Here is an 11517-nt window from a genome sequence, read left to right as displayed (position 1 = left end):
TCGTCTACCGCGCGGACAAGGGCGGGCTCGCCAACCAGAACTGGAAGGACTCCCCCGGCGCGATCTGCTCCGCCGACGGCAGCCGGCCGATGGGGACCGTGATGGCGGCGGGGGCGCAGGGGTACGCGTACGACGCGTTGCGGCGGACGGCGTGGGTGGCGCGGACCGTGTGGGCCGACGAGACGTACGCGGCGCTCCTCGAACAGGCGGCCGGTGATCTGCGGGACCGGTTCCAGCAGGACTTCTGGATGCGGGAGGCCGGGTTTCCCGCGCTCGCCCTGGACGGGGAGGGGCGGCAGGTCGACGCGCTCGCCTCGGACGCGGGACATCTGCTGTGGTCGGGGCTGCTCGACAAGGAGTACGGGGAGCAGGTCGGGCGGCGGTTGCTGGAGCCGGACTTCTTCTCCGGGTGGGGGGTGCGGACGCTGGCCGCGGGACAGCCGGCGTACCACCCGTTGTCGTACCACCGGGGGTCGGTGTGGCCGCACGACAACGCGCTGATCGCGCTGGGGCTGGCGCGGTACGGGCTGCACGACGAGGCCCGTACCGTGGCGCACGGGCTGGTGGACGCGGCGACCGCGGGCGGGCACCGGCTGCCCGAGGTGCTGGCCGGGTACGGGCGCCGCACGCATCCGGAGCCGGTGCCCTATCCGCACGCGTGCGCACGGGAATCGCGGTCGGCGGCGGCTCCGTTGGCGCTGTTGTCCGCGGTGGGGGGTGCGTAGGGCGCCTGTTCGGGGCGTTGGTCGGTATGCGTTTGCCCGGTGTTTGCCGAAGGTCCTGAACCGGGGTCTTCTGCGAGCCGTACGGACAGTCGGCGGGTTCGGGCCTCCCCAGCGTTGACCCGCCCTCTCCGTCTCACGGGTCTCGCACGGAAGGACCTCCGGGTTGCCTCAGCACACGAGCACACGCCAGTCATCAAGCACGGCCGGGGAGCCCGGGGCTGAGGTCGAGGCCGAGCAGGCCGAGGGGCCCCCGAACGCCACCGGAACCACCGACTCCGGGGACACGGAGACCGCGCACGACGCGGCGACCGCGGGTGAGCACGAGGCCGTGGGCGAGGACGCGCCCGTGGACCACGGGACTCCCGCCCCTGGAGCGACGGGGAGGGGGGCCGGGCCCGAGGCCGCGGCCCAGTCCGGTGACCGAACCGCACCGGAGACCGGGCGGAGGGCCGGATCCGAGGCCGGCAGCGAAGCCGCGCCCGAGACCGGCACCGAGGCCACTGCCGAGCCGGCGACCGAGGCCGGTGCCGAGGCCACTGCCGAGCCGGCGACCGAGGCCGGTGCCGAGGCCACTGCCGAACCGGGGACCGAGGCCGGTGCCGAGGCCACTGCCGAGCCGGCGACCGAGGCCGGTGGCAAGTCCGCTCCCGAACCCGCGACCGAGGCCGGTGGCGAGGCCACTCACGAGCAGGCCCCCGGTGCCGGTGGCCAGGCCGGGCCCGAAGGCCGTACCGACTCCGCGTCCGAGACCGCCGCCGAGGCAGGTACCGAAGCCGCTGCCGAGCCGACGCCGGAAGCCGCGCCCAAGGCTCCAGGCACTGGGGGCGAGGACACCCCTGAGCCCGCTCCCGACACCTCACCCCGGACGACTACGGAACCCGCCCCCCACGCCCACACCGGACCCAGGGCCGCGCCAGGCCCCGCACCCGAAGCCCCCACCGGCGACGGGCTCAAGGACACCGCCGGGGCCGCCTCGGAAACCGGTGCGGAAGCCGAGCCCGCTTCCGCAGCCGCACCCCGGACCGCTCCGGAGCTCGCCCCTCACGCCCATGCCGAAGCCGCACCCGAAGCAGCCACCGGCGCCGGGCTGAAGAACACCCCCGAGCCCGCTCCCCAAGCCGCCTCCGGCTCCACATCCCCAACCTCCCCCGACGCCGCGCCCGGGGTTGTTCCCGAGGCCGGGGCCGGGGTCGGGGTCGGTACCCCGGTTCGGCGGCCTCGGATCTGGCAGCGGTGGCGCGAGGAGCATCCCTCCGCCGCGCAGGTGCTCTCCGTCTCCCTCACCGCGCTCTCCGCCCTCCTCGTCTACGTCTGCCTGCTGATGCCCAACACGCTCAGCGGCCTGAAGACGGTCACGTTCGTGCGGATCCCGGCCGAGGCGATCATGGGCGCGGTGGTGCTGCTGGCTCTGCCGCGGCGCTACCGGCTGGCGCTCGCCTCGGTCGCCGGGGCGGTGGTCGGCGCGCTGACCATCGTGGACTTCTTCAACATGGGGTTCGTCGACTACCTCGGCCGCCCCTTCAACATCATCCTGGACTGGTCCCTGCTGCCCGACGCCCGCGGCTACCTGAAGGACACCCTCGGCGGCACCGTCGAGCTGGCGATCACCGTCGGGGCGGTACTGCTGATCTTCCTGCTGATCGGGATCGTCGCGCTCGCCACCGTACGGGTCTCCAACCAGCTCGCCCGGGTCCGGACGAAGGCCACCCGGGGCACACTGATCGTCGGCACCGTGTGGATCACCTGCAACGCGCTCGGCCTGTCGGTCGCCGGCTCGCCGCTCGCCGCGCAGAAGGCGACCGCCGTACTGAAGACCCAGGTGCGCACCGTGCAGCTGACGCTGAAGGACGAGGCGGAGTTCCGCAAGGTCGCCAAGGTGGACGCCTTCGGGAACACCCCGGGCGACCAGCTGGTGCCGGCGCTGCGCGGCAAGGACGTGGTCTTCACGTTCATCGAGAGCTACGGGCGCAGCGCCGTCGAGGACCCGATCGAGGCACCCGGTGTCGACAGGACGCTGGACGCGCAGACGGCGATGCTGAAGAAGGCCGGTTACGCCGCGAAGAGCGGCTGGCTGACGTCGGCGACGTACGGCGGCAGCAGCTGGCTGGGGCACTCCACGACCATGTCCGGGCTGTGGGTCAGCAACCAGCAGCGGTACCGGACCGTCATGGCCAGCGACCACCTGAGCCTGACCAAGGCGTTCGAGAAGACCGGCGGCTTCGACACCGTCGGCGTGATGCCGGGTATCCAGAAGGGCTGGCCGGAGCAGAGCTTCTACGGCCTCGACAAGGTCTACAACGCCTTCCAGCTCGGCTACAAGGGGCCGAAGTTCAGCTGGTCGACGATGCCCGACCAGTACGCGCTCCAGCAGTTCCAGGACCGGGTGCACAGCAAGAAGCCGGCCGACGGCAAGTCCCGGATGTCACTGCTGATCCTGACCTCCAGCCACCAGCCGTGGGCGCCGATCCCGAAGATGGTGCCGTGGGACCAGCTGGGCGACGGCTCGATCTTCGACGCCATCCAGAAGGCCGGCAACAAGGCCTCCGACGTCATCGCCGACACCACCAAGTCCCGGCAGGAGTACGGCAAGTCGGTCCAGTACTCGGTGACCGCGCTCACCCAGTGGCTGCAGCGCTACGGCAACGACAACACCGTGCTCGTCTTCCTCGGCGACCACCAGCCGATCGCCCGGGTCAGCGGCAACCACGCCAGCCGTGACGTGCCGATCTCCATCGTCGCCAAGGACCCGAAGGTCCTTGACGCGATCGACTCCTGGAACTGGACCGACGGTCTGCGCCCGGCGCACAACGCCCCGGTGTGGAAGATGAGCGCGTTCCGCGACAAGTTCCTGACCGCGTACGGCTCCACCCCGCACCCGAAGACGAACTGAGCGCTCCCCCAGCGGCCCTTGAGGGCGCTCAGCCGCCCGAGGTGTCCAGTTCGGCGTCCTCGGTGATCCCGGCGCAGTCGTAGGGGTCCTTCAGCCAGCCGTCCGGCAGCACCACCCGGTTGTTGCCGGACGTACGGCCGCGGGGCCCGTCGGCGCCCGCGGGCCAGGGCTGGTCGAGGTCCAGTTCGTCGAGGCCCGCGCGGAGTTCCGCCAGGGACGAGGTGATGGCGAGACGCTTGCGCATCTCGCTGCCGACCGCGAAGCCCTTCAGGTACCAGGCGACGTGCTTGCGGAAGTCGACCACGCCCTTGGACTCGTCGCCGAGCCACTCGCCGAGCAGTCCGGCGTGCCGGACCATGACGTCGGCGACCTGGCGCAGGGACGGCCGGGCGATGTCCTCGTGACGCCCCTCGAACGCCGCCACCAGGTCCGCGAACAGCCAGGGCCTGCCCAGGCACCCGCGCCCGACCACGACCCCGTCGCAGCCGGTCTCCCGCACCATCCGCAGCGCGTCCTCGGCGGACCAGATGTCGCCGTTGCCGAGCACCGGGATCTCCGGGACGTGCTCCTTGAGGCGGGCGACGGCCTCCCAGTCGGCGGTGCCGCCGTAGTGCTGGGCGGCGGTGCGGCCGTGCAGGGCGATCGAGGTGACGCCCTCCTCGACGGCGATCCGGCCGGCGTCGAGGTAGGTGATGTGGTCGTCGTCGATGCCCTTGCGCATCTTCATCGTGACGGGGAGGTCACCGGCGCCGCTCACCGCCTCGCGGAGGATCGCGCGGAGCAGGTTGCGCTTGTAGGGGAGGGCCGAGCCGCCGCCCTTGCGCGTCACCTTCGGGACCGGGCAGCCGAAGTTCAGGTCGATGTGGTCGGCCAGGTCCTCCTCCGCGATCATGCGGACGGCCTTGCCGACGGTGGCCGGGTCGACGCCGTACAGCTGGATCGAGCGCGGCTTCTCGGTCGCGTCGAAGCGGATCAGCTGCATGGTCTTCTCGTTGCGCTCGACCAGTGCCCGGGTCGTGATCATCTCGCTGACGAACAGTCCCTTGCCCCCGCTGAACTCTCTGCACAGGGTGCGGAAGGGCGCGTTGGTGATCCCGGCCATGGGGGCCAGGACGACCGGCGGCTGAACAGTGTGGGGGCCGATCTGGAGCGGCGACGTGGGCTCGGGCATTCCCCCATTGTCGCGTACGGCGCACGGTGCTCGTCCGGCCCTGTGGACAACCGCCCGCCCGGTCCGGTCCGGCAGATCATGCATCACTCATTAGTTAGACACACTATCGAAGTGGGCGTACGATGAGAGCCATGCCCGAGCTGAGCCCCCGCCGCCGCATGCTCGTGCTCGCGATCTGCTGCATGAGCCTGCTGATCGTGAGTCTCGACACCACGGCCCTCAATGTCGGCCTGCCGTCCATGCAGCGCGAGCTGCACGCCTCCACGGCCGGACTCCAGTGGACCATCGACGCGTACACCCTGGTACTGGCCTCGCTGCTGATGCTCGCCGGGTCCACCGGCGACCGGGTCGGCCGCAAGAAGGTCTTCATGACGGGCCTGGTCGTCTTCTCCCTGGGCTCACTGCTCTGCTCGCTCGCGCCGAACCTCGAATCGCTGATCGCGTTCCGGATGGTCCAGGCGGTGGGCGGCTCGATGCTCAACCCCGTCGCCATGTCGATCATCACCAACACCTTCACCGACCCGCGCGAGCGGGCCCGGGCGATCGGTGTGTGGGGTGCGGTGGTCGGCATATCCATGGCCGCCGGACCGCTGGTCGGCGGCCTGCTGGTGGAGTCGGTGGGCTGGCGCGCGATCTTCTGGGTCAACCTCCCGGTGGGCCTCGCGGCGCTGCTGCTGACCCTGCGCTTCGTGCCGGAGTCCCGGGCGCCGAAGGCCCGCCGTCCCGACCCGGTCGGCCAGGTGCTGGTCATCGCGCTGTTCGGCTCGCTGACGTACTCGATCATCGAGGCGCCGACGGCGGGCGCGGCCACGGTGGTCCCGTTCGCCGTGGTGGCCCTGGCCGCCCTGCTCGGACTGCTCTGGTACGAGCCGAGGCGTGACCAGCCCCTCATCGACCTGCGTTTCTTCCGTTCGGTGCCGTTCAGCGGTGCCACGGTGATCGCGATCAGCGCGTTCGCGTCGCTCGGCGGCTTCCTGTTCCTGTCCACGCTGTACCTGCAGAACGTGCGCGGTCTCGACGCCCTGCACGCGGGCCTGTGGATGCTGCCGATGGCGGTCCCGATGTTCCTGTGCGCGCCGCTGGCCGGACGCCTGGTCGGCGGCCGCGGGCCCCGCCTGCCGCTGGTGATCGCCGGGGTGGCGATGACGGCGAGCGCGGTGCTGTTCGCGGCCTTCGAGGCGGAGACCTCGAACACCACCCTCTTCATCGGCTACGTCCTGTTCGGCATCGGTTTCGGCTTCGTGAACGCCCCGATCACCAACACCGCGGTCTCCGGGATGCCGAGGTCGCAGGCGGGGGTCGCGGCGGCGGTCGCCTCCACCAGCAGGCAGCTGGGCCAGACCCTGGGCGTGGCGGTCGTCGGCGCGGTGCTGGCGTCGGGGATCGGCTCCTCGTCGTACCGTCAGTCCTTCGTGACCGGCGCCCGGCCCGGCTGGTGGATCCTCGCGGCCTGCGGCGTCGCGGTCCTGGTGCTGGGCGCCCTGACCAACGGCCGCTGGGCCCGCGGCACGGCCGAGCGCACCGCGCAGCGCCTGGAGTCGGCGGAGATCCGCCAGGTGGTGGGCGCCGGGGGCCGGGTCTAGGACTTCCGGCCCGCCCGCCCTTTGCCGGTGCCTCGCCCGCGTGGCACAGCCGTCAGCAGGAGCTGGTCATGCGCTGGTGGCGGGTCCGGACCAGCTGGTGGACGGCGCCCAGGGCCAGGGCCTGGAGCAGGGCGGAGACCACGACCATGGCGACGAAGAACCAGTCCGGCATCCGGGCCGGGTCCCAGGCGGCCCGGCCCAGCGCCCCGACGAGCAGGAACGCGGGGAAGGTGACCAGGGGCGGCCAGAGCCAGGCCGAGGCGGGGTCCGTGTCCTGGCCGGCGACGGGGTCCAGCGCGGCCTTGACGATGACGAACGCGACCAGGGCGAGGTAGGCCACCGACACCCGGTTGCCGAGCGTCAGCCGTACGAGCGTGCGGACCGGGCCAGGTCCCATCGGTCGCCCCCCCTGTGGTCGTGGTGTTCCGTCCCCTGTCTGCATGGTGGTTCGAACGGCCGTGCCCTGTCCTGAGTACCCGTACTCAACCGTGTGCGGGACGCCCGCCCGGCCGTCCTCGGCGCTTGGAGCCCCCGGCCGTCGTCAGTTCGCGGGGCCGCCCAGTTCGAACCACACGTTCTTGCCGGTGCCCAGCCGGGTCGTGCCCCAGCGTCTGGCCAGTCGGTTCACCAGGTACAGGCCGCGGCCGTGCTCCTCGTCGGGGGTGGCCCGGCGCAGCCGGGGCAGCTGCGGCACGTCGTCGCCGACCTCGCAGCGCAGCACGTCGGTGCGCAGCAGCCGCAGGCCGATCGGCCGGGTGGCGTGCCGTACGGCGTTGGTGACGATCTCGCTGACCAGCAGCTCGGCGGTGTCGCTGAGCTCCTCCAGGTCCCATGCGGCCAGCGCCTGCCGGGTGAGCCGACGGGCCCGGCCGGGGGCGGAGTTCTCCGGGTCCAGGGTCCAGTAGGCGACGTCGCTGGGCGCGATGCCGTCGAAGCGGGCGGCGAGCAGCGCGATGTCGTCGTCCCGGTCGCCCGGGCCGAGCATGTCGAGCACCTCGTCGCACAGCGCCTCCAGGGGCGGCGGCCGGTCCGGGCCGGTCAACTGGGCGGTGGCGGCCAGCTTCTCGCGCAGCTGCTCGATGCCGGTCCACACGTCGCGCAGCCGGGACTCCACCAGACCGTCGGTGTACAGGAGCAGCGTCGCCCCGGCGGGCGCCTCCAGCTCCACCGCCTCGAAGTCGATGCCGCCGACGCCGATCGGGGCGCCCGGCGGCACCGCGAGGACCTCGGTCTTGCCGCCGGGGTGCAGCAGGATGGGCGGCGGATGGCCGGCGTTGGCGACCGTCATGCGGTGCGAGACCGGGTCGTAGACGACGTACAGGCAGGTGGCCATGCGGTCGGTGCCGAGGCGCTGGGCCTGTTCGTCGAGGTGGTGCAGGACCTCCTGCGGGGGCAGGTCGAGCCCCGCCAGGGTGAGCGCGGTGGTGCGCAGCTGGCCCATGACGGCGGCCGAGGTCATCGAGTGCCCCATGACGTCGCCGACGACCAGCGCCACCCGGCTGCCGGGCAGCGGGATCGCGTCGTACCAGTCGCCGCCGACACGTGCGGTCTCGGCGGCGGGGAGGTAGCGGACCGCCAGCCGGACACCGGTCGGCCGGGGCAGGCTGTGCGGGAGCATGGCGCGCTGCAGCCGGTCGGCGATGAAGGCCTCCCGGCTGTACAGCACGGCCTTGTCGACGCCGAGCGCGGTGTGGGTGGCCAGCTGCGCGGCGACCAGCAGGTCGGCGGGTTCGAACGCCGGGCGTTCCGGGCGGCGCAGGAAGACCACCGCGCCGGTGACCCGGCGGCGGCCGCGCAGCGGGGCGAGGATCGCGTGCGTGCCGGCCCAGCCGTTCAACGCGCTGTCCTCGCCGACGAGTTCGCTGAGCGCGGCACGGGTCGGCGCGTTGTCGGCGAACACCGGCCGGACCCCGCGCAGCACCTCGGCGAGGGCGCCGCCCGGCACCACCTCGCTCCAGTCGGAGGCGTCCAGGTCGTCCTGTTCGTCGCCCACGGTCTCGACCGGCCAGACCAGGCCCTCGGCGCCGGGGCCCTTGATCCGGTCGGTGCGGCGCAGCCGGAGCACGGCGGGGCCGGTGGGGCGTTCGTCGCCGACCGGGAGCGGGTCGCGCAGGTAGACGAGGGCCGCGTCGGAGTACGTGGGTACGGCGGCCCGGCACAGGCCGAGTACGATCTCGTCGGTGTCGAAGCCGCGGGCGATCCGCCGGGTGGCCGCGCCGACGTAGCGCAGGCGGTCCTCGTCCGGGGCCTTCAGCGCGGTGGTGGGCCGCACCTGCGGGATGGCGGTGTCCTCGCGCACCCCGAGCGCGGTCTGCGCCGCCAGCGCGTCGGCCAGGGCGATGTCGTCCTCCACGAAGTCCTCCCGGTCCGGGCCGCGCAGGAACACCGCCACGCCCACCACGGCGTCGGGTGCGCGCAGCGGGGCGAGCAGGACCCGGTTTCCCTGCGGCAGCCGACGTGCCGTCCCCAGCAGCTCGCGCAGCGCGTCGACGGTGTCGCCGGCGTCCGGGCCGCTGCCGCGCGCCCTGCCGCAGCGCAGCATTCCGGCCAGCGCTCCGTCGGGCGCCACCGAGACGGCGTCCGGGGGCACCCCGCCCATGGCGCCGCCGAGTTCGGCGGGCGTCTGGTCCAGCAGCAGCCGCAGCGGCTCGGACCGGTCCTGCCGACCGTCCTCCAGGTAGACGAACGCGCCGTCCGCCAGGTCGGGGACGACCGATCGGCACAGCTCACGGACGGCCTGGGCGGCGCCCTCGGCGCGCGCGATCCGGCGGCCGGCAACGGCCAGGAAACGTTGAGGATCCGGCAGCATCGCCTCTCCGTGCCGGTGGCCGCTTCACAAGGTCGCTTTCATCTTGAGCCAGGGTCAATGCCGTGTCCAGGGTTTCCACCGGTACACCAAGTCCTGCTCTTGATCCGGCGGTTGGGGACAGGACCGGAGGGTGACCCCGGGAACACCCACCGTACGCCCGTCGAGTTCAGGTGAACACACCTGGTGCCCTCGGTAAAACCCGGTGCAGATTCCCCCGTTGATGTTGCACCTGCTGCACACTCGCGTCATGTCGCGGATCGACGAGAGCAAGGTCAGCCGCTGGGACCAGCACGGCCGGGAGCACGTGGTCAGGGTGCGGCGCACGGGTGTGCAGCGCACGATCCAGTGCGCCACCTGCGGCTGGCGCCAGGGCGCGCAGTTCCTGCCCTGGCTGAAGGCCGAGGAGCACCTGGCCGAGGCCCACCAGGCGACCGTGGACCCGGCGGGGGCCGAGCCCTCCCGATGAGTTCTCGCCGGTGTGGCAGTCGTACCCCTGACCGCGCCCACCGGAAGGACGACCGATGACCCTGACCCCGCTGCACGCCACCCTGCGCCGGTACGCCGAGGACAGGACGGTCACCGGAGCCGTCGGGCTCGTCGCCCGCGGCGCCGACGTCGAGGCCGTGGCCGTCGGGTCCATGGACGCCGGGGGCTCCGCCCCGATGGAGCGGGACGCGATCTTCCGGATCGCGTCGATCACCAAGCCGATCACCGCCGCGGCGGTGCTGATGCTGGTGGACGAGGGCCTGGTCGGGCTCGGCGACCCGGTGGAGCGGTGGCTGCCCGAGCTGGCGAAGCCGGTGGTGGTGCGGACGCCCGCCGGGCCCGTCGACGACGTGGTGCCGGCCGCCCGCGCGGTCACCGTCGAGGACCTGCTGAGCTTCCGCACCGGCTGGGGAACGCCCGACGACTTCTCGCTGCCCGCCGTCCGGGCCCTGACCGCGGTGCAGCGGTACGACCGCCCCTTCGGGGAGTGGCCGGACCCGGACACCTGGCTGCGCGCGCTCGCCGAGGTGCCGATGCTGCACCAGCCGGGCGAAGCCTGGCTGTACGGCACCTCGTCCGACCTCCAGGGCGTCCTGGTCGCCCGGGCGTCGGGCCGGGCGCTCGCCGACTTCCTGGCGGAACGGCTCTTCGAACCGCTGGGCATGCGGGACACCGCGTTCGAGGTGCCGGCGTCGAAACGGCACCGCTTCACCTGGGCCTACCACCGCGCCGAGGACGGCACCCTGCGCCCGGCGGACACCCCGGACGGCCGCTACAGCGGTCTCCCCCGGTTCCAGTCGGGCGGCGGCGGCCTGGTCTCCACGGCCGACGACTGGCTGGCCTTCGGGCGGCTGCTGCTGAACGCGGGCGCCACCGCGGACGGCCGCCGGCTGCTCTCCCCCGCCTCGGTCAGCCGGATGACCACCAACCACCTCACGGCGGCCCAGCGCGCCGCCGCCACGCTCTTCCTGGAGGGCCAGGGCTGGGGGTACGGCGGACAGGTCGACGTCACCCCGGCGGATCCCTGGTCGGTGCCCGGCCGCTACGGCTGGGTCGGCGGCACCGGCACCACCGCGCACATCGTCCCGGCCACCGGTACGGTCACGGTCCTGATGACGCAGACGGCCATGACGGGCCCGACGCCGACCCCGCTGATGCGGGACTTCTGGACGGTCACGGCACAGGCCGCCGTTACGGCATTCGGGTGACAGGCGGCGGGAGAATCAGGAGGTCGGGACGGGCCCTGCCACCTGCGGACTTTACCGAACCGCGGCCCTGCCCCCCAGCGCTTCGCGGCCGTGCCCGGGTCGCCGTTGCGGGTGACCCGGCCAAGCCTGGAGGAGTCCCCTCGTCACTCGACAGGAGCACTCCATGCACACCACTCAGCGTCAGATGACCCGCGCCCTCGCCGCGGGCGCCCTCTCGCTGGCCCTGCTGTCGGCCGGCAGCGCCGGCGCCCTCGCCGCGGAGACCAAGGCGAGCCCCTCCCCGTCCATGATGGCCTCGATCTCGATCAAGGCCACCAAGTCCTCGGTCACCACCGGTGAGTCCGTCACCTTCACCGGCCGTACGTCGGGTCTGAAGGTGGGCTGGCCGCTGGTGCTCCAGCACGAGAAGAGCGGCAAGTGGGTCCCGCTCAAGGTGAACACGAAGATCAAGAACGGCAGTTCCTACTCGCTGACCACGTCGTTCAAGACGAAGGGGACGGAGCACCTGCGGGTCGCCGCGGTCGGCAAGAAGGTCTACTCGCCGAGCGTGACGGTCAACGTCACCTGAGGCCGCGCAGCAGCAGCTCCACCAGCGACCCGAAGTCCTCGTCGGCCTCCGGCCGCTCCCACTCGCGGGCGTAGCCC

General features: G+C 72.7%; 8 protein-coding genes and 1 pseudogene. 6 read left to right on the top strand and 3 right to left on the bottom strand.

All coding sequences use genetic code 11. The features are described 5' to 3' along the window. Together ABZ646_RS28105 and ABZ646_RS28100 are read left to right on the top strand one after the other, a co-directional pair. A pseudogene (locus ABZ646_RS28105) lies at nucleotides 1-725 on the top strand (aminotransferase); the annotation flags it as partial. A gap of 1222 nt (nucleotides 726-1947) precedes the next feature. Next, nucleotides 1948-3615 (top strand): sulfatase-like hydrolase/transferase, encoded by a 1668-nt coding sequence (locus tag ABZ646_RS28100; RefSeq protein ID WP_360524550.1) that lies wholly within the window; start codon nucleotides 1948-1950, stop codon nucleotides 3613-3615. Between the two features lie 28 nt (nucleotides 3616-3643). On the opposite strand, the gene dusB is transcribed toward ABZ646_RS28100, so the two are convergent. Further along, on the bottom strand, nucleotides 3644-4786 hold the full coding sequence (gene dusB, locus ABZ646_RS28095; RefSeq protein ID WP_360524544.1) for a tRNA dihydrouridine synthase DusB: 1143 nt from the start codon (nucleotides 4784-4786) through the stop codon (nucleotides 3644-3646). Nucleotides 4787-4917: 131 nt separating this feature from the next. Between dusB and ABZ646_RS28090 the strand changes: the two genes are divergently transcribed. Continuing rightward, the gene (locus ABZ646_RS28090) at nucleotides 4918-6369 is read left to right on the top strand and encodes an MFS transporter (protein ID WP_360524541.1); all 1452 of its coding nucleotides are present in this window, start codon (nucleotides 4918-4920) and stop codon (nucleotides 6367-6369) included. A gap of 52 nt (nucleotides 6370-6421) precedes the next feature. Here ABZ646_RS28090 and ABZ646_RS28085 read toward each other — a convergent pair whose 3' ends face one another. Together ABZ646_RS28085 and ABZ646_RS28080 are read right to left on the bottom strand one after the other, a co-directional pair. Next, the gene (locus tag ABZ646_RS28085; protein ID WP_360524538.1) at nucleotides 6422-6766 is read right to left on the bottom strand and encodes a hypothetical protein; all 345 of its coding nucleotides are present in this window, start codon (nucleotides 6764-6766) and stop codon (nucleotides 6422-6424) included. Nucleotides 6767-6910: 144 nt separating this feature from the next. Further along, nucleotides 6911-9178, bottom strand: coding sequence for an ATP-binding SpoIIE family protein phosphatase (locus tag ABZ646_RS28080; RefSeq protein WP_360524535.1), 2268 nt, complete (start codon nucleotides 9176-9178; stop codon nucleotides 6911-6913). A gap of 247 nt (nucleotides 9179-9425) precedes the next feature. On the opposite strand from ABZ646_RS28080, the gene ABZ646_RS28075 reads away from it, so the two are divergent. The 3 genes from ABZ646_RS28075 (at nucleotide 9426) to ABZ646_RS28065 (ending at nucleotide 11440) form a co-directional block, all read left to right on the top strand. Beyond that, nucleotides 9426-9644: a hypothetical protein gene (locus tag ABZ646_RS28075; RefSeq protein WP_360524532.1), complete on the top strand. Its 219-nt coding sequence runs from the start codon at nucleotides 9426-9428 to the stop codon at nucleotides 9642-9644. Between the two features lie 61 nt (nucleotides 9645-9705). Continuing rightward, nucleotides 9706-10872, top strand: a complete 1167-nt coding sequence (locus ABZ646_RS28070; protein WP_360524547.1) for a serine hydrolase domain-containing protein — start codon at nucleotides 9706-9708, stop codon at nucleotides 10870-10872. Between the two features lie 163 nt (nucleotides 10873-11035). Beyond that, nucleotides 11036-11440 (top strand): hypothetical protein, encoded by a 405-nt coding sequence (locus ABZ646_RS28065; RefSeq protein WP_360524529.1) that lies wholly within the window; start codon nucleotides 11036-11038, stop codon nucleotides 11438-11440. Nucleotides 11441-11517 lie beyond the last annotated feature (77 nt).

This window comes from Streptomyces sp. NPDC007162 (assembly GCF_040634175.1).
Lineage (GTDB): Bacteria > Actinomycetota > Actinomycetes > Streptomycetales > Streptomycetaceae > Streptomyces.
Note: the sequence above shows the minus strand (reverse complement) of the source record. Positions and strands in the feature narration are given on the sequence as shown.

What these genes read in the sequence shown, in the direction of transcription:
- dusB (WP_360524544.1), bottom strand. Translation starts at nt 4,786, where the DNA reads ATGCCCGAGCCCACGTCGCCGCTCCAGATCGGCCCCCACACTGTTCAG.
- ABZ646_RS28090 (WP_360524541.1), top strand. Translation starts at nt 4,918, where the DNA reads ATGCCCGAGCTGAGCCCCCGCCGCCGCATGCTCGTGCTCGCGATCTGC.
- ABZ646_RS28085 (WP_360524538.1), bottom strand. Translation starts at nt 6,766, where the DNA reads ATGGGACCTGGCCCGGTCCGCACGCTCGTACGGCTGACGCTCGGCAAC.
- ABZ646_RS28080 (WP_360524535.1), bottom strand. Translation starts at nt 9,178, where the DNA reads ATGCTGCCGGATCCTCAACGTTTCCTGGCCGTTGCCGGCCGCCGGATC.
- ABZ646_RS28075 (WP_360524532.1), top strand. Translation starts at nt 9,426, where the DNA reads ATGTCGCGGATCGACGAGAGCAAGGTCAGCCGCTGGGACCAGCACGGC.
- ABZ646_RS28065 (WP_360524529.1), top strand. Translation starts at nt 11,036, where the DNA reads ATGCACACCACTCAGCGTCAGATGACCCGCGCCCTCGCCGCGGGCGCC.